The sequence below is a fragment of the Bradyrhizobium sp. 142 genome (assembly GCF_023074015.1).
Taxonomy (GTDB): Bacteria; Pseudomonadota; Alphaproteobacteria; order Rhizobiales; family Xanthobacteraceae; genus Bradyrhizobium.
On sequence record NZ_JADPKQ010000030.1, the window covers coordinates 22,437 to 44,472 of the forward strand.

Consider the following 22,036-nt stretch of genomic DNA (forward strand, 5'->3'; position numbering starts at 1 on the left):
GCGGATTAGCCCTGGCCGAACTTGGGCTTGCGCTTCTCCTTGAACGACGTCGTTGCTTCCTTGTGGTCAGCAGTTTCAAATGTGACCTGCTCGAGCGCCATCGAGGCTTCGAGCATGATGTTGACCCTGTCCTTGACGATCTGATTGATCGAGAGCTTGGTCCAGCGGATAGCCCAGGTCGGGCCATTCGCGAGCTCGATCGCGATCTCACGCGCTTTCGCCAAGACTTCCGCGCGCGGCGCGATGTGATTGACGAGCCCGATGCGCTCGGCTTCCTTCCCCTTTAGAAGGGTACCCCTGATAAGATACTCCTTGGCTTTGTTGATACCGATCAGCAGCGGCCAGATCACAGTGCCACCGTCGCCGGCCACCAGGCCGACACGCGAGACATGGGTGTCCCCGATGCGTGCATCTTCGGCCATCACAGTAATGTCGCAGAGCAACGCGTGGGTGGCAGCAAGCCCGATGGCGTCGCCGTTGATGGCCGCGATGATCGGCTTGTCGAGCTCAAGCTGACGGGTGACGCCGCGACGGCTGATCATGGGATCATGGACCTCGCCCTCCTCCAGCACGTCACCGCCCGGTCGTTCGGACATCGCCTTGACGTCACCGCCGACGCTGAAAAATTCTCCCGCGCCGGTCAGCACGACGACGTTGACTGCGTGATCGTCAGCGAGGTCGTCCCAGATCGTGCGAAGCTCGCGGATCAGCTTTTGATTGATCGCGTTGCGCGCTTGCGGCCGGTTCAAGGTCACCGTGGCAACCTTGTCGGCGACCTCGACGGTCAGGCATTCATATCTGGCGTAACTGGACACATCTTCCTCCGTTAATCTTGTTGTTGATTGACCTCGACCGCCTGCGGCAGTCTCCTCAGCGCCTGGTTATGCCCGGCTGCATCTCCGCCAGCGCGACCTGGAGCGACATCGCTCCCGGATCCTGCTCCAGCATCCGCTGCACCGCCTCCAGATGACTCCGCATCAAGCGGATGGCGGACGCGACATTTCGTTCGCGTAGAGTGGCTACAAATTGCCGGCGTCGCTCGGCCAGCCGCGGCATAGCAACCCCGCTCGATGCAACCTTCGCATAAACGAAGCGCATATGAATTTCGGTGACGGAGTCCACGATCATCGCAATCACTTTGTTTCCGGTCGCAGCCGCCAGAATCTTGTAGAACTCCCGCGAGCACTCGACCCGATCCAACAGGCGCCCCTCGGCGGTCGCAACATCGGTGCGTTCGATATTGGCATCGAGCGCTGCAAAATCCGCTTGCCGCGCGTTCACGCATGCCAAGCGTACGACGAGATCCAAAACGTTGATCCGCGCCTCTGACAATTCCCGCACAGAGATCGTGCCGAGGCTCAGCATATCCTGCATCACGACGTTCATGCGGCTGGTGTCGCCGGTCTGAACGAAAGCGCCGCCTTTGACCCCCTTCTGAAGTCGAAGCACCCCTGCCATCTCCAGGCTACGGAGCGCCTCTCTCAGGACGTTGCGACTTACGCCAAGCTGTTGCGCGAGATCACGCTCAGCCGGCAGCTTGTCGCCGGGTTTGAGCACGCCCAAAGCCAACTGCTCGCGAATGCGCTCGCAGATTTCTTCGAAGGCGCGACGGGTGTGGATGGGCCGAAACGTCGGCGGCGCTGGCGCGCCTGAGGCACGGAGATCGGATCCCCGCTCCCGCCGCTTGGGCGAAGGACGGCGAAGACTGGCGGGTGTATGGGGGCTTGACTTGGGCGACATGCGGTGAATTATTAAATGGATCACCCATTCAATGGAAGCCCCTTTTTGGGCCTCCCAACAAAAATGTGCAGAGAGGCCGTCCCATGAGCTTCACCGAGGAGCAGATCGCGTTTCGCGACAACATCCGGAAGATGGCCACCAAGCACGTGGCGCCAATTGCAGCCGAGATCGATGAGACCGATCGCTTTCCGCTCGAAATCGTCAAGCTGTTCGGTGAAATGGGCCTGATGCAGCTTTGGGTCCCCGAGCAGTATGGCGGACCAAACGGCAATTTGACGCTGGCCTGCATCGCGCGCGAAGAGATTTCGAGGTTCTCCCCTGCCTGCGCTTCGATCGCGGCACTGAACACGATGTTCATCATGCCTCTGCTTCATTTTGGCTCAGAGGAGCAGCGAAAGAAATTCCTGCCCATCATCGCTAAGGGCGGCGTCGTCACCGCGATCGCGATCTCCGAGCCGCAGGCGGGCTCCGACGTCACCGCTATCAACACGCGCGCAAAGAAGGACGGCGATTGCTACGTCCTGAATGGACGCAAGCAATGGTGCAGTTACGGCGTTGCCGCGGACTATATCGTGGTGATGGCGCGGACCAGCGACAGCCCCGGCGCGGACGGAATCAGTGCCTTCATTGTCGAGCCGAAGAACATGCCGGGCATCACGTTCGGCCGGCATGAACGCAAGATGGGCTTTCGCGGCGCGCCGAACACGCCGATCTTTTTCGACAATGTTCGAGTGCCCGTCGAAAACCTTGTCGGAGAGGAAGGTAAGGGTTTTCGCGCATCGATGCGCGCCCTCGACCTCAACCGTCCGACGATCGGCGCGCAATCCGTCGGACTGGCGCAGGGCGCACTCGATGTCTGCATTGGCTACGCGAAGGAACGCAAACAGTTCAAAAAGTCGATCTCCGAGTTTCAGGGCGTTCAATTCATGCTGGCCGACATGGCCATGCAGATCGAGGCCGCTCGCGCGCTCGTCTATGAATGCGCGCGGGCCGGCGACGCCGGGGACTGGAAGCGCCTTAATGTGCTGGCCAGCATGGCCAAGTGCATCGGCAGCGACATGGCCATGAAGGTGACGACCGATGCCGTACAGATCTTCGGGGGGTACGGCTACACCATGGACTACCCGGTCGAACGCATGATGCGTGACGCCAAGCTGACCCAGATCTTCGAGGGAACTAACCAGATCCAGCGCATGGTGATCGCGCGCGAGCTTCTACGATAACAACGACAACAATAATCAACATTGGGAGGACAGGTCTTGAGGAGCGGCTTCAGCAGAATTGTATGCATCATTGCGGCATCGGCGGCGCTTATTTCGACGCCGGCCTGGGCGCAGAAGGCCTATGGGCCTGGAGCGAGCGACACCGAGATCAAGCTCGGACAATCGACGCCGCTCAGCGGCCCGGCATCGGCTTTTGGCGCCGGCGCCGGCCGCGCTGTCGTCGGTTATTTCGACATGATCAACGAACAGGGCGGCATCAACGGGCGCAAGATCAGCTTCACGCAGCTCGACAACGCCTATAGCGCGCCGAAGGCGGTGGAACAGTCACGCAAGCTGATCGAGGACGTCGGCATCCTCGCCGAGGTTGGCACCATCGGCACGGTACCCAACGTCGCGATCCAGAAATACCTGAATTCGAAGCAAGTTCCGCAGCTCTTTATCACCGCTGGCGGCCGCCGCTTCAACGATCCGAAAACCTTCCCCTGGACGGTGCCGCTTTATCCCGATTTCGAAACCGAAGGCCGCGTTATTGCGAAGTATATCCTCGATACCAAGCCCGATGCGAAGATCGGGATCCTGTTTCAGAACGACGATTTCGGGCGCGATTATGTCAAGGGCTTGCGCGCCGGCCTTGGAGCCAAGGCGTCTCAGATCGTCGCCGAAGTCTCCTATGAGCTTGCGGACCCTACGATCGATTCCCAGATCGTCCAACTCAAGGCGGCAGGCGTCGATACTTTCATTGAGCAGTCGGCGGCCAAAGCCGCTGCACAATCGATCCGCAAGGTGCGCGAGCTCAATTGGAGCCCGCTCCATGTCATCGGTGGCTCGACCGCATCGGTCGAGACCGTCCTGAAGCCGGCCGGCCTTGAGGCCTCCAAGGGTTTGGTCACGACGCAATTCCTCAAGCAGCCGGGCGATCCGGCCTGGGCGGACGACGAGGAGATGAAGGCCTATAAGGGGTTCCTCAAGAAGTATGCCCCGTCAGCCAATCCCGACGACTACTCCGTCCTAGTCGCCTACATGAATGTGAACGCCCTGACAGCTGTGTTGAAGAAGTGCGGGGACGACCTGACCCGGGAGAACCTGATCCGCCAGGCGACCTCGCTTCACGGCACGAGAATGCCGCTGATGCTACCCGGCGTCTCGATCAGCACTGCGCCCGGGGACTATACTCCGTTCAAGATCCTTCGTATCGCCAAGTTCGACGGGACGAGCTGGGCGCTGTCCGGCGATCCCATCTCGGCGGACTAGCGCCTCGCTCCGGACTGCATTCGCTGGTCGGCCACGCATTCGACGATCATCTCGTCGATGGAAGTGCCAGAGATGCTTGTCATCGAGCAATGGCCAATCACGAGCGTCCTACGATCCTTCAGTCCGAGTGCGTGCTGAAGGATCACCTTGATGGGCGTGCCATGGCTGAAAACAGCGATGGTACTCGTTCCGGACGCCAACAACTCCGCGAATGCTTCGAGGACGTTCGAGCGGAATCTCTCCTCGCTCAGCCCAAAATAAGCGATTGGTGATGAGAGGAATTCATGCCACCTCTCCGGTGACTCGCGTTTGATCGTCTCAGGGGACCGATAGCGATCGGTACCTCGGTCCACTTCGGCAAGACCATCCAGAACATCAATTGGTAAGCGAAGCCGATCCGCCAACGGCTGCGCCGTCTCGTAGGCGCGCCGCTGTGGGCTTGAAACAATGCGATCGATGCCTTCGGCAGCAAGTCGTGTGGCTAGCGTGGCCGCTTGCTGGCGGCCTTCTATCGTGAGAGGCGGATCGGCGGGCTCGACGGGGTGATCCTCGTGCGGAGCCCCATGCCTGACAATGAACAACCTCGTCTCTCCTCTGCGCCTGCCAGTCACTGTATTGCACTCCCCGCAAAGGTTGGGCTATTTGGCTTGGGCCATTGCTCCGCTGCGCTCGAGCTCACCGATCTCGTGCTCGGCAAGTCCCCAATTCGCGAGAGCACTACGGCTGTCACGGCCCGGTGTCGGGGTTGACCGGCGGAGTTCGGAAGGTGTGCGAGAGAAACGCGGCGCCGGGCTGGGGTGGCGCACGCCATCGAAGGTCGCATAACCGTTTCGCGCTTTCATCTGCCGATGCGACGGCGCCTCGTCGATCGTCAACACCGGCGCGAGGCAGGCATCGCGGCCTGACGCAGCAGCAACCCACTCATCGCGCGTCCGCTGAGCGAAGATGTCGGCAAAGCGCTCGCGCATGCGTGGCCAAGCCGACCGATCGTTCTGATCAGGCAATTTCTCGGTGCTGAGACCCATGACGCTCAACAAGTTCGCGTAGAATTGGGGCTCTATCGCTCCGACAGCCACGAATTTGGCGTCACGCGTCGCGTAGGTTCGATAAAATGGCGCTCCCCCGTCGACGATGTTGTTGGTCCGCTCCGAAGTCCAACTCCCCTGTTGGCGGAACGCCTGAAACGCCGACATCAAGTGGGTCACGCCATCAATCATGGCGACATCAACGGTCTGCCCCTGCCCCGATCTGCCCGCCTCCATCGCAGCCGAGAGCAGCCCCACGACGAGATATAGCGCGCCACCGCCAAGGTCGGCGACGAGGTTGAGAGGAGGCGGCGGCGGCCGGTCGGTCTCGCCGAGGCAGTGCAGCGCCCCGGTCAGCGCCAGGTAGTTGATGTCGTGTCCGGCCTCCTGCGCCAGCGGCCCCTCCTGGCCCCAGCCCGTCATGCGGGCATAGACCAGTCGAGGATTGGCCGCGTGGCATACCTCCGGGCCCAGCCCTAGCCGCTCCATGACCGTCGGACGGAACCCCTCAATCAGCGCGTCTGCCTGCGCCACCAGTTTCAGTGCCGTTGCAATCGCCTCCGGCTTCTTGAGATCGAGTGCCACCGAACGCTTGTTGCGGTTATAGAAGTCAAATCGTGCGGGCAGGTCCGGTTCAACGCCCGGCTTCGGGATGCGATCGACGCGCAGTACGTCGGCGCCGAGGTCGCCGAGCAACGCGCCAGCAAATGGCGCCGGACCGATCCCGCCCATTTCCACGACGCGAAAGCCTTGCAGGGGACCGGTCACGATGAACTCTCCTCTTCTTGGATATCGGGCGCGGCGTCGGCGATAGACAAGAATTCGCTGCTCGATCGCCCTTACCGGTGAAAGCGCACAACATCGTCGATCTTGGCCCGATCGACACGTGCCGCATTGGCTTTGACTTCGTGGTCCTCATAGCCAAACGAAATGCCGAACAGCAGCTTGTAATTGCTGGGCACATCGAGCTGCTCTCGAACGATGTCTGGAAACAACCCGAGCGCGCCCTGCGCGCACGAGGCGATCCCACGCGAGGTCAGCGCCAACATGAGCGTTTGCGCATACATGCCGATGTCGGCCGCTTCGCGCGTATCGAAAGGCTCAGGCATGAAGATCAATACAGCATGCGGCGCATCGAAGAACGCATGGTTGCGGATATAGGCGAGCTTCCGTCCGACCGTGTCGCTGCGCGCCACTCCCATGGCCCCATAGAGCGCCTGCGCGGCCCCGACCTGGCGTTCTCGATGGATTCCGGTGAACTTGCCGTCGGCCGGCCAGTCTGGCTTGATCGGATCGTCGCGCATCCCCGCCGCGACAAGCGCGTCACGCAGTCGCTGGAGCTTCTCTCCCGACACGACGTGCGGGGTCCACGGCTGAACGTTGCAGTTGGACGGCGCGCACTGGGCGAGCGCGAATATCTCGTGCAGCGTCGCCTCGGGAACCTCGCGCGGAAGGAACCCGCGCACGGACCGCCGGAGGTGAATCGCTTCGTCGAGATTCATCATAGGTCGCTCCACGAGGCTCATGGCTCGCTCTCGATCAATGCCATACCGCGCGTCGCATAGGCACGGGCGAGCCGTCGGCCCACGTTTGCCGCGTCCGGCAACACATTGTTGCCAAGATCGCCACGCGCCGCGACACCGGCGCTTCCGACAGCGCCCCGGAACATCGCAAAGACCTGATGGAAAACTGTCAAGCGCTCGGTCGCTCCTGCGCACTGATAGTAGCGATCGAGATAGTCCCGCTCACGCGGAATTCCCATCTTGTCGAGCGGCAGGCCGAGTAGCCCCCCGTTCTCGTCCGGCGCCATGCGCCAGGCCTGGCTGTTGAACGCGAGGTCGACGAGCGGATGGCCAAGTGTCGACAATTCCCAGTCGAGCACACCGATCACCCGCGGCTCGGTCGGATGAAATACCACGTTCGCCATGCGGAAATCGCCATGGCAAAGGGCAAGTGTCTCGCTCGCCGGCACGCGTTCCGCCAGCCAGCGCACCATTCTGTCGAGGGCGGGGTTATCGTCATCACCCCGGCGGTACTCACCCCACAATCTGGACCAGCGATTGAGCTGGCGGGCGAAATAATTGCCTGGCTTGCCGTAATCGCCCAGTCCGATTTTCCCGTAATCTAACCTATGAATTGCGGCTAGCATGGCGCACATTGAGCGATAGCAAGCGGCGCGCTCTTCGCTGGAAAAACTCGGCAAGGCGTAGTCGTAGACGACCCGGCCCTCCAGCCATTCCATGAGATAGAATGGCGTGCCGAGAACCTCCCGATCCTCACAATAGCGGAAGGGCCTGGGCGTCGGCACGTCGCTAGCCTCAAGGGCCGTGAGCACCCGAAATTCGCGATCGATCGCGTGAGCAGACGGCATCAGCACGCTGTTCGGCTGCTTGCGCAGCACGGCGCGCCAATTGCCCCGCGTCACAAAGTAAGTGGGATTGGACATGCCGCCGCTGGTGCGCGTAACCTGCACTTCCGCAGTCCCGCCCAGCCAATCCCTCAGATATGCGTTGAGCCGACGAAGGTCGAAATCCAGGCCGTCGTCACTCGCCTGCGTATTCATCGCGCTCAGCTCGCGCTCTTGCCGCTGAAGCCGAACAGATATTGTGCGACGCGCCGCATCTGCACCTCTTCGGTCCCTTCGGTGATACGGTAACGGCGGTGATGGCGGTAGATGTGCTCGAACGGCAATGCACGGCTGTAGCCCATGCCGCCATGCACCTGCATCGCACGATCGGCGGCCTCGCAGCACAGCCGGTTAGCGCGGAAATTGCAGATCGACACCATGTCGCTGATCTCGAGCGGGTTCTGTCGATCCATTTGCCAGGCGGTCCGGAAGATAAAATTGCGCAGCATCTGGTATTCCGCCCAGAGCTCGACCAAGGGAAACTGAACAGCCTGCTTCTTCGCCAACGGCTCGCCGAAAGCGACGCGCGATTTTGCATATTTCACAGCTTCCTGGATGCAAAAGCGCGCAGCCCCGGCGCTGGCCGCTGCCTGCCGGACGCGGTTCTCGTGCACGAAACGCTGCGCGACGACGAGGCCCTCGCCTTCCTTGTGCAGGATGGCGCTGTCCGGCACGCTGACATTCGACAGCTCCGTCTCCGCGTGATCGCTGGGCATGTTAAAGGTCCAGTGATTGTAGAGCACTTTGTGGCCGGGCGTGTCGGTCGGCACGATGAAGGCCGTTATGCCCTTGGCCTCGCCCGGCTTGCCCGAAGTGCGGGCGAACACAAGATTTGCGTGCGCGCGGGCGACCTGACTGTTCCAGCGCTTGCGGCCGTTGATGACCCAATGATTGCCGTCGCGCACACCGGTGGTCTCGAGCCAAGTAGCGTCGCTGCCATGCCCTGGCTCGGTCAGACCGAAAGAAAGGTGCTTCCTGCCGGTGATGATGCCGTCAATATAGGTCTTCTGCTCATCCGTTCCGTAGTCGGCGAGTGCGGGGATTATCGGAAAATTGCCAACGATGGAGGATTCATCCTGGAGGTCGTTATGCAGGCCCAGGCCCCGGGCGGCCAGGTGCTCGCGGATCGCCGCGATCGCAAGGTTCGATGCGCCCTGGCCGCCACAGGATTTCGGTAGGCCGTAGCGAAGATGCCCGGCCTTGTCGGCAAGCCGCTCCATTTCGCTGATCAGGGCCCGCCATTCATCGCGGGGGCGGCCGTCATTGTCCCAGTCGGTGCGGGCGTTCTCACGACGATGATCGAAGAACTGCTTGTGGTCGCGCTCGAGCGGTTTGATTTCCGCTTCGATGAAGGCATCAAGTTCTGCGAGCTTGTCGGTGACATCCTTCGGCAGTTCGAAATCCACGGCGCCTCTCCTGTTCTGTTCTTATTGGGCAGCTGGCGGTGCTAAAGCGCAATCCGGCCGTAGGGATGGGTGCTGCTGACGCCGCCATCGACCGACAGCAGTTGACCGTCCACGTAAGAGGAATCGTCGCTGGCCAGGAATGCCGCGGCAGCCGCAATCTCCTCGGGACGGCCCGGACGTTTCAGCGGCGTCACATGTCCGAGCTTGGATTCGACGCCACGCGCGCGGGCGTCCTCGAACACCTTGCGGGTCAATTGCGTCTCGACGAGCCCAGGCAGCACCGCATTGACGCGCACGCCGGTCCCGGCGAAGGCATTGGCCGCCGTCTGCGCCAGATTGTTCACGGCCGCCTTGCTTGCGCTGTAGGAGATCGCACCGGCGTTGGCGCGCAGTGATGCGGCCGATGAGGTCAGAATGATGGAGCCGTAACCCTGCGCCGTCATGTGACGGCCGGCATATTTGATGGCGAGAAAGCAGCTGATCGTGTTGATGCGGTAGACTTCCGACCACTCTTCCACCGTCTGTTCCAGGAGCGGCGTGTTGGTCCCGGTGACGCCGATATTGGCGAAGAAGATCTCCATTCCCCCGAACTCCGAGACGCAGCGAGATACGATCGCCGCCACGTTCTCCTCGATCGAGGCGTCCGTGATCAGGGCGGATGCCACCCCACCCTCGTCCCGGATGGCGACAGCGGTCTCCTCGGCATTGCCCGCCCGGCCGACCACGAGGACAGCTGCGCCCTCGCGCGCGAAACGAATGGCGCTGGCGCGGCCGATGCCGCTTCCGCCGCCGGTGACGACCGCACGCTTGCCCTCGAGCCGCTTCATGCGTCTTCTCCTATCTGGCGGGAATCGTCCAACCGCCGTCGGCCGTGATGATCGCGCCCTGGATGTAACTCGCGTCATCGCTCGCAAGGAACGCCGCAAGCGCGGCGATCTCTTCCGGGGCGCCGAAGCGACCGGCCGGCATCTCGGCCTGCCGCGCCGCAATGGTCACCTCATCGAACTGCGCGATGGAAGCAGGTGTTCCGATCATGCCTGGCGCGATCACATTGACGCGAATCTTCTTTGCGCTCAGCTCGATGGCGGACGCGCGCGAGAGACCGACGACGCCAGCCTTCAGCGCGGAATAGGCAATCGAGTCCTTGGCCGGATGAAACGCCGACACCGAGCTGAGATTCACGATCGAGCCGCCGCCGCGCCGCTCCATTTGCGGAGCCACGGCCTGCGTCGCCCAGATCAAGCCGTGCACGCCGACTGCGAACATGCGCTCGACCGTGTCGACCTCGATCTGCTGTAATGGTTCAAACCGCGCCCACACGGCATTGTTGACGAGTACGGCCACGGGTGCATTGAATTCGCGTTCGACGCGTTCAAAGAGTGCGTGCACGTCGTCCCGCCGGCCGATATCGACCTCGTATCCTCTCGCCTCGAACCCCATGTCCTTCAACTGGCTGACGGCGGGCTCCAGCCGTCGCGCGCTGACATCGACACAGGCAAGACGTCCGCCCTCCCGGCCAAAGCGCTCCGCGATCGAAAGACCGATCCCGCGCGCCGCGCCGGTGACGACGCAGACCCGATCCTTGAGACGGGGGGTCATGCGCTCGCCTTGTGTGGCGGTTCGGCAAATGCCTTGGCGATCTCGCGCAATTGATACTTTTGGACCTTGCCAGCCGGGGTCTTCGGCAGGTCGGTGACGATCTCAACGCGCTCCGGCCAGTATTGCTTGGCGACCTTGTGCTCGGCCAGGTGAGCCTGCACGCCCGCCAGATCGAGCTTCTCGCCTGGACGCAGCATGATGAAGGCACAGGCCCGCTCTCCCAACCTCGGGTCCGGATAGCCGACGATTGCGACGGAAAGCACGGCCGGATGCTTGAACAGCAGATTCTCGATGTCGAACACGGGAACGTTCTCGCCGCCGCGGATGATGATGTCCTTGATGCGGCCGTCGATCCGGATGTAGCCCTCGTCGTCCATGTAGGCCATGTCGCCAGTGTCAAACCATCCGTCGGCGTCAAACGGCTCCATGTCCTCGCGCTTGTAGTAGCCAAGAAACATCTGTGCGCCGCGGACCTTGAGCAGGCCCTTCTCCCCGACGGGTGCCGGAGATCCGTCCATGCGCACCACCTTGACCGCCACGCCCTCCACCGGACGCCCGTCGGTCTTCGACGATTTCTCCAGCGCCCGCTCCGGCTCGGTCAGTGTGCTCGACAGCGATTCCGTCATACCCCACAGCGAGCAAACCTTGAGGTCCAACTCGCGATAGGCGCGATCAATCAATGCTGGCGGAATCGGCGCGCCCGCGCAGAGGAACTTGCGCAGTTGGGTCGGCTTGGGCACGCCGGCTGCGACGGCCTCGCACATGTCGGCAAGGAACGTCGCTGCACCGGCGGAATAGGTCACGCCTTCCCTGGCCATGATCGATACGCCCCGCTTGGGCTCCCAGATGTCCTGAAAGATCACAGTCGCGCCGATCTTCAGACCGAGCAGCATGCCGGCCGCAAAGCCGGTCATGTGGCCGAGCGGCGAGCAAACCAGCATCGTGTCGCTTGCGTCGAGGCCAAATCGTCCGGCAAGCCCGATGCAGCAGCCCATCAGCGTATTCAGGCAGTGCATGACGCCCTTGGGCGAGCCCGTGGTGCCCGAAGTGAACATCAGGACGGCCATTCGATCGGCGGGAAGCGCGCCGAGATCACCAACCGGTGGCGGGCCGAGACGCTCATTACCGGACAGCAGGGCCTGATCGAAGCTTGCAGGCCCTTCGCCGTCGACGGCGATGACGTGCTTGAGCCTCGGCAGCCCCGGCTGGAGCGAGCGGGCCATGACCTCGTGATCAAATCCGCGAAACAATTTCGGAACGACCAGCAGCTTCGTCTCGGCGAAGCCCAGCATGTAGGTGAGTTCATGTTCCCGGAAAATCGGCATCAGCGGATTGACGACCGCCCCAACGCGAAAGGCCGCAAGCGCAATGACCGCAAATTCCCACCAATTCGGCAACTGGACCGACACGACGTCCCCCTGGCCAATGCCAAGACGGCGCAGTGCGGCGGCCGCACGCGAAATCAGATCCCCGAGTTCCTCATAGGTCAGACGCTTCGATTCGATTCGGTCGGCGCGATCCGCTATCAGCGCCAGCTTTTTGGGCGTTGCGGCAATCGTCTGCTGCAGAAACTCGTCGAAGCTCTTGTCGACCCAGAATCCGCTCGCACGCATCGCTCGCGCATGCGCCACGGGATCGAACCGATTCTCGCTCATGACGTCGCCTCCATGACGATTGATCGCTGGCCTTGACGGCGCTTTAGTGCGCTAGTGTATTATATTGAAGATGGACTGCAACACCTAAATGGATGGAGCAGCCCAGGTTTCGAGGATCGGCTTGTTCTCGATTTCGTGTGCTAGTGCATTAGTTATTCCGAGCCAACAAGGGAGGTCGCAATGAAGGCGGCGGTTCTGGAACGGCGTGGGATCGATGGCGTGACCTGGCGGGATTTTCCGGATCCCGTGCCGGCTCTGGGAGAGTCTGTGCTCAGAGTTGCGGCCTCCTCTGTCAATCGCGTCGATCTCTACATGCGCGACAACGGCAACGGGATCACCCATGCGTTGCCGCAGGTGATGGGGGTCGAAGCCGCCGGCGAGATCATCGAGGCCGCCCCCGGTACCGGACTGAAACCAGGCATGAAGGCCGTTCTCTTCTCCGAGGCCTATTGCGGCAGATGCCGTTACTGCCAGGCAGGCGACCAGCCGCTCTGCGAGAACGTGAAGATCATGGGCGAGCATCGGCATGGTGGCTTTGCCGACTACATTGCCATGCCCAGCACCTGCTTCTTTCGCCTCCCCGCGGATGCCGACCTTGTGGCGGCAGGTGCCCTGATGACGGGCCATCTGACGGCCTGGCGGATGCTGTTCGGCAAACGGGCGCTGCAACCCGGCGAAAGCGTCTTGATCGTCGGCATTGGCGGAGGCGTGGCAGTTGCCTGTCTCCAGCTGGCGAAAATCGTGGGCGCCCGCGTCTTCGTCACCTCTTCCAGCGACGAGAAAATCGCCAGGGCGAAGGCGTTAGGCGCAGACGGCGGCGTCAATTACCGGCGCGATCGGGTTTCCGCCGCCGTCCAGGAGATGAGTGGCGGCGGCGTCGACATGGTGATCGACAGCGTCGGCGAAGCGAGCTGGGGCGAATCCTTGCGCTCGTTGCGCCGTGGCGGGCGCCTCATCACATGTGGCGCGACGACCGGCTCCAATCCGCCGGCCGATCTGCAACGCGTGTTCATTCGCCAGCTCGAAATCTACGGCTCGACCGGCGGCAGCGTCAGCGAATTCCGCCAATTGCTCGATGTATTCAATCGCGGCCTGACCAGACCCGTGATCGATTCATCGTTTGCAATGGCAGATGTCGGCTCGGCCCTCGCGCGCCTCGCCTCCGGCGCACAGTTCGGCAAAGTGTCGCTCGTGGCCGAGCCCCATCGCACCGAGCCTTGATGCCACTGGAGCGTTCGGCGCCGCGCCCGGATCGGCAACCGCGCCAAGACGGTCACATCTTGCAGGCGGGATCCACCGGAGGAATGATGTCCTGCCCTGGCTCGAGCTTCTTGATCTGGTAACCGGGCTTTCCATCCGGCCCGATTGCGATCTGACTGATCGCCATCCGTCGCGCGATCTGATGATCGCCCGCCCGGACTTCCACATCGCCGAGAACCGTTTCAATCTTGAGGCCTGACAGCGCGGCGCGCACGGCGTTGATATCGGTCGAATTGGCCTTCCGCAGCGCGGCAGCCATGAGCTCGATCGCCGCGTATTGGTCGGCACTGGTGTAAGGCGGCAGTTCGCCGTTGTATTTTTCCTTGTAGGCTTTCACGAAGGCTTCGGCTTGAGCGCCGGGAAAACCGGCCACGAAGCCGATGTTCTGATAGACGCCCAGCACCGTCTCGCCTTGCGCGGGCAGCGTCTGCGGGATCACGAAGGAATTGCCCAGCACCATCTTGTACTTCTTGAATAGGCCGAATTGCTGCTGCTGCTTGGCAAGATTGATGGCGTCACTGCCAAAGATCGTCACGAATAGACCGTCGGCCGGATCCGCGCCAAGCTCCGAAATCTTGGCGCCGAAATCCGGCGTACCGGATGGGGAAAACAGGGTCTTGCCGATGGTCCCGCCTTGCGAGGTCACCAAGGCCTTGAACTTATCCGCGGAGTCGCGCCCGGCTGCGTAGTCGACAGCAAGGATGTCCCATTTCTTGATGCCCTGATCCTTCAGGAACTCCCTGAAGGCGCCCATGATCATCGAGTCATTTGCATTGACCCGGAAGAAGTTTGGCGAACAGTTCTTTCCGGTCAGACCGTCAGCGTTGGCCATCACCTCCAGCATCAGGACCTTCAACGCGGAAAGCTTCGCTTGCAGAGCCGGCGTCACCGCCGACGTGTCCATGCCGGTGATGAACATTGCGCCATCCTTCTGGACCGCGCGGGTGGCGCCGTCGACCGCCGTGTCCGGCGTGCCCGGATAGGAAATGAAGGTCGCCTCCAGCTTCTTGCCCGCCGCCCCGCCGGCGGCGTTGATCTGTTCGATCGCAAGGTTGACCGCCTTGACCTGGGTGTCCTTCAGCCCGGCGAGCGGTCCACTGTCGATCAACAGAACACCAATCTTGACGGTGTCCTCCGCCAAAGCCGCCGTCGCAACTGCAATAGACACTGCGGCGCCGATCGTCACCGCACACAACGCGCCTAATGCTGGACCGATGGACGATATCTTCATTTCTCTCTCCCCTCCGCTTTTTTCAGATGCTCGGCTATACGGCCATCAACGCCTGGTTCTCCGGCTCACCGATGGAGCCGATGGCGCCTGCCCCGACGACTTCTCCCTTCGCCAGGATCACGAATCGATCCGTCGCACGCTTCACGAGGCTGAGGTGCTGCTCGACCACGAGCACGCCGGTACCGGCACCGCGAATGCGGTTGAGCGTCTCGACAAGCCCATCGATCAGCACCGGCGAAAGACCTTCCGACGGCTCATCGAGAAGAATGAGACTGGGATTGGCCATCAGGGCACGGCCGATCGCCAACATCTGCTGCTGACCGCCGCTCAGCATGGTACCGAGCCGGTCGGCGCGCTCGTCCAGCACCGGGAAAAGATCGAAGATGGTCTTCAGACTCCAGTGCCCTGCCCTGCCGGTCGCTCTGCCGAGCAGCAGATTCTCTTTGACCGTGAGGTTCGGGAGGATGCGCCGTCCCTGCGGCGCAATGGATAGACCCAGCTTGGCTGCCACGTAGCCGGGCAAGCCATCGATCCGACGGTCATGCACCCAGATGGCGCCCGAGATGATGTCGGTCTCGCGAAAGACCGACAGCAGTAATGTCGACTTGCCGGCGCCGTTGCGGCCGACCAAAGCAACCGATTCCCCTTCTTCCACCGTGAGGTCGATGCCGCGCAGCACGGTCGATGCGCCATAGCCGGCAAACAGGGATTCAATCCGCAATGCGCTCATGCCGCGGTCCCCAGATACGCCGCGATCACCCGATGATCGGCCCGGATGGCTTCGGGCGCGCCAGTCGCGAGATGCCGCCCGAGATCGAGCACGGTGACCATGCCGCAACAGGCGAACACTGCGTCGACATCGTGCTCGACCACGATGGCCGAGATCCTGCGCTCGCGCACGAGGTCGCGCACGTGCTCGAACAGGCGCAGCGTCTCCGTGGCAGACAGGCCGGCACCCGGCTCGTCCATCAACAAAAGCCGTGGCCGCCCGATCAAGGCCAATGCCACATCGACTCGCCGCTGCACGCCATAGGCAATGCGCCCCGCCTTCTGGCCGAGATAGCCGCCGAGGTCCATGACCTCGATCACGTCGTCGAGCCTGTCGTCCCCGAGATGCTGCGCAACCAGCTGAAGCTGTTCGTGGACGGTAAGGTCCTGGAAGATACTGGTGCGCTGGAACGATCGCGCCATGCCCTGACGGCGGCGCCAGCTGATCGAACGTCGCGTGATATCCTCGCCGCAGTAGCGAACGCTTCCAGCGGTCGGACGCCGGCGGCCGCAGATCGCATCGAGCAGCGTGGACTTCCCGGCACCATTGGGCCCAATGACGCCGTGAAGCACACCATCGCCGCGAACCTCAAGATCGACGTCGGTCAGCGCCCGCACCGAGCCATAACTCACCGACAGTTTCTCTATCTTGAGCATGTCAGCGAACCTCCCGCCGCCAGCCGAGCAGCCGGAACGAGCTCGACAGCCCGCCGACGACACCGCGCGGAAACACGACGATGAACACGACGATGGCGATACCGGTCAGGAGTTGCGTCAGCCCACGTGCCCCAAATTCGTCCTGCGCAAAGGAGAAGATCAGCCCGCCCAGGATCGGCCCAAGTGCTCCCGAAATACCGCCCATCAGGGCGGCGACCAACGCATTGGTGCTCACCGAAAGCCCGAGACTCTCGGGCGAGACGAAGCCGGCATTAAGCACGTGCAGGAGACCTGCTATCGCGGCCACGATGTTGACGAGCACGTATCCGATCAGCCGCGGCACGAAGGTGTTGAAACCGGAGAAGCGCATGCGCTCGTCGTTTTCCCTTACCGCACGGAGGATCGCGCCGAGACGGGAGCGAGCGATGGCCCAGAGCGCCACTCCGACAAGGACGGCCACGATCCAAGCCATTGTCCAGAACCGCGCCGGATCGGCGAAGTCCGTCACGTCGATGCCCAGGATCGAGCCCTTCATGCGAACAACCAGCCCGTCGGCACCCCCGGTATAGTCGCGCAACCCCTCAAGCAGGACGGCATGGCTGAGCATCTCGCCGGCTGCGAGCGTCAGCATCATGAAAGCGAGCGGATTGGTCCGCACGATCAATGCACCCAGGACGGTCGCGTAAGCGATGATGATCAGGAACGCGGTGCACAACGCTACCGTCGGTGTCAGATCCCACTCGCTCATGCCGATCGCAAACAGATATCCGCCGCCGCCATAGATGCTGGCTGCGCCGAGCGCGACCAGCCCTGCCTGGCTCATCAGGAAGGCGACGCTGAGCGCCAGCATGCCCAGCAGCAAACCTTCACTGCCGAGGCGAAGCACGAAGTCGCTGGCGAGGTATGTCGGGACAAGAGCACCGGCCCCAAGCCCGATAGCGCCAGCGACAATCGCGAACGACATGCGCGAGACATGGCTGCCGGGCATCCCGGTCGCAGTCCCGTGCAGGTCACCGGTCATCGCGTCATTGCTCAACTCAGAACCCTCCCGCGTCCGATGCCGCCGGGCGCGACGAGCAGCACGACCATCAGCAGGATGTAGGGAACGAGCGCCGCAAGGTTGGGCAGAAAGACCGATCCCGCCACCTGAACGAAACCGAACAGCAACGCCGCAACGATCGCGCCCCCGATGCTGCCGGTACCGCCGATCACGACGATGATCAGGCAGTTCACGATCATCGCGACGTCCATCCCCGGATCGATCGACAGATAAGGCCCGGCCAACACGCCGGCGATCCCCGCGAATGCGGTGCTGAGGCTGGTGACGAGCAGGCTCAGACGATCGGCGTTGATGCCCATCATGCGCGCGACCGACGGATCCTGGCTTACGGCGCGGACGTACAGTCCCGATGGCGTATACCGGAGCCAAAGCGCCAGCAGCGCGCACGAGCCGAGCCCCATCACGATCAGAAAGAGCCGATAGACAGGATAGGACAGATTCAGGACCGCGATCGACCCGGACAGGATTTTCGGCGCATCCACGCTGCGCGCCTCGCCGCCATAGATGTAGATGATGACCTGCCCGAGGATGATGCCCAACCCCAGAGTGACCAGCGCCACCTCGATGTGCGACCTTCTCTGCAGCGGCCGCAGCGCCAGATACTCGAATGCGATGCCGAGAAGCGCGAGCAGGACCGGCACGACAAGCAGCGCCAGCCAGAACCCGCCGACGAGGGCAATGGTGTAGCCGAGATAGGCGCCAAACATATAGATCGCGCCGTGGCCGAAATTGATGACGTCGCGCAGGCCGTAGATCAGAGCGAGTCCGCTCGACAGCATGATCAGCAGCGAGGCGAGTGCCAGCGAATTCGCGATCAGCAGCGCGATCACGATAGCGCTCCCCTGTCACGTTGCATCGCACGACGGCACGCAGCCATCCGGTGCACCGCCAATCCGCGCGCCTGACCTCGCAAACGGCCCTCCCGCCATTGCCCGACGTCCGCCGCCGACATTCAAATCGGGCGCAACGCCGGCCTTCAGCATTTCCCCGTCCTGCCGGACGATTTCGGGTTCGATGCCCGATTAGTACACTGGCTTATCATATACTGATGTTTGTCGCAAACCTTAATCGAACTGGCTCGCTGCGGCATCGTGCGCTTCCCGGCATCCCGCCTCCATGATCGCCTTGACGAAACTCGTACGCACCGCAACGATATTTCAGGACTTCGGCCAGCGCGGCCGCTTACGCGCCCTACCGAGCAATTTCGGGAGCACCTGCCATGAATCTGGATCACGTCATCTCGCGACACTTCGCGCCGAACCATCAATCCTACGATTGGCGCGATTGCGCCCTGTATGCGCTCGGGCTCGGCATTGGCGACGATCCGCTGGACGAGGACGAGCTGGCTTACGTCTACGAGGGCCGCGATCAGCGAGCCGTGCCCAGCATGTGCGTGACGCTCGGCTGGCCGCCGCTCTGGATTGCTGAGCCGCAGACCGGGATCGCCTGGGACCAAGGCACTGCACGGGGAGCAACGATTCACGCTGCATCGCCCCCTCGCCGTCAGCGGATCTGTCCGCGCCGAGCATCGGATCAGCGCCATCGACGACAAGGGGCCAGGACGAGAAGCCCTGCTCTATTTTGATACCGAGCTGCTCGACGCGGTGAGCGGCGAACGATTGGCCAGCCTGCGCGCGACGGAGTTCCTGCGTGGCGACGGTGGCTGCGGCAGCTACGGCACGTCACCTGGCGACATCACAGGGATCTGCGCCGATGCAAGGCCGAGCGCCGAGATCACGTACCGCACGCCGCAGCAGGCGGCCCTGCTGTATCGACTTGTCAGCAGGGATTACATGCCGATCCACGCCGATCCCATCATGGCCCGCGAAGCCGGGTTTAACCGACCGATCTCGCACGGCTTGAACACGATGGGTCTGGCCTGTCGCGCGGTCCTGAAGCGCTACGCGCCGGGGTATCCGGAGCGGATAGGCGCAATGGCGGTGCGGTTTGTCTCGCCCGCCTTCCCCGGCGACACCATTCGGATCGAGCTGTTCGAGGACGGCGAGACCGTTCGCTTCAGGGCGTGGGCGGTCGAGCGGCAAATGATGGTGCTCGATCGCGGCGAATGCCGGCTTGCGCCAACCTGAGGCGTCGAGCTTAAGGAGCATATCAGCTGCGAAGCGAATCCAGGTCGGCCATCGCGATCGAGATCCGCTCAATCATCGCTAGTGTCGTCTCCTCCGATTGCATGTTCGGCAATAGCGGGGAGTGACACAGGGTGATGGTCCACATCAACAGCGCGTGCACCATCTGCTGCCGATAATGCAGGAAACTCCGATCAAAGTCCGGCCTGGTACCGGTCAATGTGGCAAACCGGTCGAGATAGCGAAGTAGCAGATCCTTCTCCCACTTGCGGCGATCGTCGGGCGTCAGCGCCGCCGTGACGGCATAGGCAAAGTCTCGCGACCAATGGCCGCGCGCAAGGCATTGCCAGTCGCACAGACCCATTTTCCCAGCTCCTGTGCGGTACCAGTTGCCGATATGCACGTCGGAATGAATCAATCCCTGCGGCTCGCTGTCGTGCACGGCCAGAGCCTGCACCGCAGCTGGCCAGACTGCATCGCGTTGCGCCAGGATACTTTCAGGAATGACGTGAGACGCAGCGTCGAACGCCTTTCGCGTATAGTATTCCAGGCTCATCTTTTCCGCACCGATCGTGAACCAGCGCGGATAGCTCGCGACAAAGCGGTATTGCGTGGCGAGCTCAGCATCGCCGTGGAAACGCGCGTGCAGTGAGGCGAGAACGTCAACCATGTCCTCGGCCGTCTCGCGCGAGACGTAGGTCCGGTAGTTGCAAAATGTCGCCGATTTTGTTGCAACCATGTCTTCAAGGAGAAGGATCGAGGCAAACGTCTGGCGGTCCGACGCGGCGTGATAGCCGATCGGCGCTTCGATCTCGAGCTGCGGCCGCAGCTGCATGTAGAATCGGCCTTCGACCCGTGCGGTGCCGTTGAACCCGCCGATCATGCGCGTGACGACGCTGGGCAACGACTTGGTGAACATCGACCTTGGCAGACCCGCGCGCTGGCCGGCCTCGTTGTAACTGACAAGCAGTTGATGGCGTTCGTGCGTTCCCGCGCTGGCCGGCTTGACGACGACTCCCGTCACGACGGCTTCAGGGACCTTCTGGCAGAGCACGGCCGTCAGCCACTCGGGCGTGATGGCGTCAGGCGAGCATGGAACATCCTCGAGCCGGCGCGCCTTCGGCCGAACCAGCCGCTCAAAGGCAACGCGTCCGCCGATCTTCAGCGCAGCCAGCGCCGTTGCGCCCGAAGCAGCCATGGTTCCTCCCTTCGCCGGCGGCAACCAGTCTCGAGCGTGGCGCAGCCGATAATTAGTACACTTATGTACTATCTATAGCACAATCGAACTCGGGTTCAAGACGGGCGTTGGTTTTCATGCGCCGCAATTCTGCGACGCCGCGGCGTAGGGGCCGGCGTTTTTCGGCGCCTGTCTATTTTCGTTTCATACAATATGATATACAAGTGTACTTGTTGCGCAGCCGCGTGCGGCTGCACCAAAAAGAACGATATGGGAGAAAACATGAGGATCGCGATACTGGCCGGCGTTTCGGCCCTTGTCCTCGGCAGCGCTGCCTTCGGCGCTCGTGCCGGTGAAAAACAGTATGGCCCGGGTGTCACCGACACAGAAATCAAGATCGGCCAGACCATCCCCTACAGCGGGCCCGCCTCCGCTTTTTCCAGCTATGGCCGCGTCATGACCGGCTATTTTCAGATGCTGAACGAGAAGGGTGGCATCAACGGCAGGAAGGTGAACCTGATCTCGCAGGACAATGCGTTCAGCCCGCCAAAAGCGATCGAACAGACCCGCAAACTGGTCGACGACGACGGTGTTCTTGCCGAAGTAGGAACAGTCGGCACCGTCCCCAACATCGCCGTCCAAAAATACCTCAACCAGAACAAGGTGCCGCAGGTCTTCATTTCAGCCGGCGGCCGGCGCTTCAACGACCCGCACAATTTTCCCTGGACCGTCCCGTTCTATCCGGCGTTCGAGATGGAGGGCGCCACATTCGGCAAGTTCATCGTTAAGAAGATACCGAACGCAAAGATCGCGGTGCTCTATCAGAACGACGACTACGGCAAGGACTACCTCACCGGCTTCAAGGCCGGCTTGCGCCCTGACAGCACGGCGAAGATCGTGGCAGAGGCGTCCTATGAGCTGAGCTATCCGACCGTCGATTCCGAAGTCCTCAAGCTCAAGGCCGCCGGCGCCGATACGATCATCTATTTCGCGACGCCGAAGTTTGCGGCGCAGGCGATCAAGAAAGCCAATGAGTTGAACTGGAAGCCGGCTCAGTTCCTGGCGAGCCCCGTCAACTCGATCCAGGGCGTTCTCACGCCCGCCGGACTCGAAAACGTCCAGGGCGCCTACACAACCCAGTTCACCAAGCAAGCTGGCGATCCGACCTGGGCCGACGACCCGGACGTGAAGGACTACGTCGCCTTCATGAAGAAATGGGCACCGAACGACAGCCCGAACGATTTCATCGCGCTGTCCGGATACATCAATGCGCAAGCCATCGCGAAGGGCCTCGAGCGGTGCGGCGACAATCTGACACGTGAGAACCTGCTGGCCCAGGCGACGAGCTTCAACAAGGAGCGCGTCGGCATGCTGCTTCCGGGAATTGAGCTCACCAATTCGAAGGAGAACTACGCGCCCTACCGCACCCTGCGCATGGCGATCTTCGAAAAGACGTCCTGGAAGCTGCTCGAAGAGTAGCGTCGGGATCAATT

Annotated in this window: 21 protein-coding genes; 5 read left to right on the forward strand and 16 right to left on the reverse strand. The window is 62.2% G+C overall.

Annotated elements, in window-relative coordinates:
• Positions 1 to 5: 5 nt before the first annotated feature.
• Both IVA82_RS02680 and IVA82_RS02685 read right to left on the reverse strand, forming a co-directional pair.
• The gene (locus tag IVA82_RS02680) at positions 6 to 815 is read right to left on the reverse strand and encodes an enoyl-CoA hydratase-related protein (protein WP_247383082.1); all 810 of its coding nucleotides are present in this window, start codon (positions 813 to 815) and stop codon (positions 6 to 8) included.
• Between the two features lie 55 nt (positions 816 to 870).
• Positions 871 to 1,740, reverse strand: a complete 870-nt coding sequence (locus IVA82_RS02685; protein WP_247383085.1) for a GntR family transcriptional regulator — start codon at positions 1,738 to 1,740, stop codon at positions 871 to 873.
• A gap of 83 nt (positions 1,741 to 1,823) precedes the next feature.
• Here IVA82_RS02685 and IVA82_RS02690 point away from each other — a divergent pair, with 83 nt between their 5' ends.
• The gene (locus IVA82_RS02690; RefSeq protein ID WP_247383086.1) at positions 1,824 to 2,963 is read left to right on the forward strand and encodes an acyl-CoA dehydrogenase family protein; all 1,140 of its coding nucleotides are present in this window, start codon (positions 1,824 to 1,826) and stop codon (positions 2,961 to 2,963) included.
• A 57-nt stretch (positions 2,964 to 3,020) separates the two neighbouring features.
• Positions 3,021 to 4,214 (forward strand): ABC transporter substrate-binding protein, encoded by a 1,194-nt coding sequence (locus IVA82_RS02695; protein ID WP_247383125.1) that lies wholly within the window; start codon positions 3,021 to 3,023, stop codon positions 4,212 to 4,214.
• Here IVA82_RS02695 and IVA82_RS02700 read toward each other — a convergent pair.
• The 8 genes from IVA82_RS02700 to IVA82_RS02735 form a co-directional block, all read right to left on the reverse strand.
• On the reverse strand, positions 4,211 to 4,795 hold the full coding sequence (locus tag IVA82_RS02700) for a histidine phosphatase family protein (RefSeq protein ID WP_247383088.1): 585 nt from the start codon (positions 4,793 to 4,795) through the stop codon (positions 4,211 to 4,213). The two genes, IVA82_RS02695 and IVA82_RS02700, sit on opposite strands and share 4 nt — an antisense overlap.
• Before the next feature lie 57 nt (positions 4,796 to 4,852).
• The gene (locus IVA82_RS02705) at positions 4,853 to 6,007 is read right to left on the reverse strand and encodes a CaiB/BaiF CoA-transferase family protein (RefSeq protein WP_346658698.1); all 1,155 of its coding nucleotides are present in this window, start codon (positions 6,005 to 6,007) and stop codon (positions 4,853 to 4,855) included.
• A gap of 71 nt (positions 6,008 to 6,078) precedes the next feature.
• On the reverse strand, positions 6,079 to 6,744 hold the full coding sequence (locus tag IVA82_RS02710) for a nitroreductase (protein WP_247383090.1): 666 nt from the start codon (positions 6,742 to 6,744) through the stop codon (positions 6,079 to 6,081).
• A gap of 17 nt (positions 6,745 to 6,761) precedes the next feature.
• Complete coding sequence (locus IVA82_RS02715; protein WP_247383092.1) at positions 6,762 to 7,802, reverse strand: phosphotransferase family protein; 1,041 nt, start codon at positions 7,800 to 7,802, stop codon at positions 6,762 to 6,764.
• A gap of 5 nt (positions 7,803 to 7,807) precedes the next feature.
• Entirely contained in the window at positions 7,808 to 9,052 is a 1,245-nt protein-coding gene (locus IVA82_RS02720; RefSeq protein WP_247383093.1) for an acyl-CoA dehydrogenase family protein, read from the reverse strand.
• A 41-nt stretch (positions 9,053 to 9,093) separates the two neighbouring features.
• Positions 9,094 to 9,879 carry an SDR family NAD(P)-dependent oxidoreductase gene (locus IVA82_RS02725; protein ID WP_247383095.1) on the reverse strand — a complete coding sequence of 262 codons (786 nt, stop codon included), beginning with the start codon at positions 9,877 to 9,879 and terminating at the stop codon, positions 9,094 to 9,096.
• A 10-nt stretch (positions 9,880 to 9,889) separates the two neighbouring features.
• Positions 9,890 to 10,651, reverse strand: a complete 762-nt coding sequence (locus IVA82_RS02730) for an SDR family oxidoreductase (protein ID WP_247383097.1) — start codon at positions 10,649 to 10,651, stop codon at positions 9,890 to 9,892.
• The gene (locus IVA82_RS02735) at positions 10,648 to 12,306 is read right to left on the reverse strand and encodes an AMP-binding protein (RefSeq protein ID WP_247383098.1); all 1,659 of its coding nucleotides are present in this window, start codon (positions 12,304 to 12,306) and stop codon (positions 10,648 to 10,650) included. The genes IVA82_RS02730 and IVA82_RS02735 overlap by 4 nt, the downstream gene beginning before the upstream one ends.
• Positions 12,307 to 12,486: 180 nt before the next feature.
• Here IVA82_RS02735 and IVA82_RS02740 point away from each other — a divergent pair, with 180 nt between their 5' ends.
• On the forward strand, positions 12,487 to 13,527 hold the full coding sequence (locus IVA82_RS02740) for a zinc-binding dehydrogenase (protein WP_247383100.1): 1,041 nt from the start codon (positions 12,487 to 12,489) through the stop codon (positions 13,525 to 13,527).
• 52 nt (positions 13,528 to 13,579) lie between these two features.
• On the opposite strand, the gene IVA82_RS02745 is transcribed toward IVA82_RS02740, so the two are convergent.
• The 5 genes from IVA82_RS02745 to IVA82_RS02765 are packed head-to-tail and all read right to left on the reverse strand — an operon-like array spanning position 13,580 to position 18,112.
• Positions 13,580 to 14,797 (reverse strand): ABC transporter substrate-binding protein, encoded by a 1,218-nt coding sequence (locus tag IVA82_RS02745; RefSeq protein ID WP_247383101.1) that lies wholly within the window; start codon positions 14,795 to 14,797, stop codon positions 13,580 to 13,582.
• Positions 14,798 to 14,831: 34 nt separating this feature from the next.
• Entirely contained in the window at positions 14,832 to 15,476 is a 645-nt protein-coding gene (locus IVA82_RS02750) for an ATP-binding cassette domain-containing protein (protein ID WP_247383102.1), read from the reverse strand.
• Between the two features lie 47 nt (positions 15,477 to 15,523).
• Positions 15,524 to 16,222, reverse strand: a complete 699-nt coding sequence (locus IVA82_RS02755; RefSeq protein WP_247383103.1) for an ATP-binding cassette domain-containing protein — start codon at positions 16,220 to 16,222, stop codon at positions 15,524 to 15,526.
• 1 nt (position 16,223) lies between these two features.
• Positions 16,224 to 17,258 carry a branched-chain amino acid ABC transporter permease gene (locus IVA82_RS02760; protein ID WP_247383104.1) on the reverse strand — a complete coding sequence of 345 codons (1,035 nt, stop codon included), beginning with the start codon at positions 17,256 to 17,258 and terminating at the stop codon, positions 16,224 to 16,226.
• Positions 17,255 to 18,112: a branched-chain amino acid ABC transporter permease gene (locus tag IVA82_RS02765; protein WP_247383105.1), complete on the reverse strand. Its 858-nt coding sequence runs from the start codon at positions 18,110 to 18,112 to the stop codon at positions 17,255 to 17,257. Before IVA82_RS02765 ends, IVA82_RS02760 begins: the two co-directional genes overlap by 4 nt.
• Positions 18,113 to 18,703: 591 nt before the next feature.
• Between IVA82_RS02765 and IVA82_RS02770 the strand changes: the two genes are divergently transcribed.
• Positions 18,704 to 19,369, forward strand: a complete 666-nt coding sequence (locus tag IVA82_RS02770) for a MaoC/PaaZ C-terminal domain-containing protein (protein WP_247383106.1) — start codon at positions 18,704 to 18,706, stop codon at positions 19,367 to 19,369.
• Positions 19,370 to 19,391: 22 nt separating this feature from the next.
• On the opposite strand, the gene IVA82_RS02775 is transcribed toward IVA82_RS02770, so the two are convergent.
• On the reverse strand, positions 19,392 to 20,564 hold the full coding sequence (locus IVA82_RS02775; protein WP_247383107.1) for a phosphotransferase: 1,173 nt from the start codon (positions 20,562 to 20,564) through the stop codon (positions 19,392 to 19,394).
• A 261-nt stretch (positions 20,565 to 20,825) separates the two neighbouring features.
• Here IVA82_RS02775 and IVA82_RS02780 point away from each other — a divergent pair, with 261 nt between their 5' ends.
• A complete protein-coding gene (locus tag IVA82_RS02780) occupies positions 20,826 to 22,022 on the forward strand; it encodes an ABC transporter substrate-binding protein (protein ID WP_247383108.1) in 1,197 nt (398 codons plus the stop codon).
• Positions 22,023 to 22,036: the final 14 nt, after the last annotated feature.

Coding starts and splice junctions, on each gene's coding strand:
- IVA82_RS02755 (WP_247383103.1), bottom strand. CDS start 16,222: ATGCTCAAGATAGAGAAACTGTCGGTGAGTTATGGCTCGGTGCGGGCG.
- IVA82_RS02725 (WP_247383095.1), bottom strand. CDS start 9,879: ATGAAGCGGCTCGAGGGCAAGCGTGCGGTCGTCACCGGCGGCGGAAGC.
- IVA82_RS02780 (WP_247383108.1), top strand. CDS start 20,826: ATGAGGATCGCGATACTGGCCGGCGTTTCGGCCCTTGTCCTCGGCAGC.
- IVA82_RS02775 (WP_247383107.1), bottom strand. CDS start 20,564: ATGGCTGCTTCGGGCGCAACGGCGCTGGCTGCGCTGAAGATCGGCGGA.
- IVA82_RS02735 (WP_247383098.1), bottom strand. CDS start 12,306: ATGAGCGAGAATCGGTTCGATCCCGTGGCGCATGCGCGAGCGATGCGT.
- IVA82_RS02745 (WP_247383101.1), bottom strand. CDS start 14,797: ATGAAGATATCGTCCATCGGTCCAGCATTAGGCGCGTTGTGTGCGGTG.
- IVA82_RS02715 (WP_247383092.1), bottom strand. CDS start 7,802: ATGAATACGCAGGCGAGTGACGACGGCCTGGATTTCGACCTTCGTCGG.
- IVA82_RS02740 (WP_247383100.1), top strand. CDS start 12,487: ATGAAGGCGGCGGTTCTGGAACGGCGTGGGATCGATGGCGTGACCTGG.
- IVA82_RS02710 (WP_247383090.1), bottom strand. CDS start 6,744: ATGATGAATCTCGACGAAGCGATTCACCTCCGGCGGTCCGTGCGCGGG.
- IVA82_RS02730 (WP_247383097.1), bottom strand. CDS start 10,651: ATGACCCCCCGTCTCAAGGATCGGGTCTGCGTCGTCACCGGCGCGGCG.
- IVA82_RS02690 (WP_247383086.1), top strand. CDS start 1,824: ATGAGCTTCACCGAGGAGCAGATCGCGTTTCGCGACAACATCCGGAAG.
- IVA82_RS02685 (WP_247383085.1), bottom strand. CDS start 1,740: ATGTCGCCCAAGTCAAGCCCCCATACACCCGCCAGTCTTCGCCGTCCT.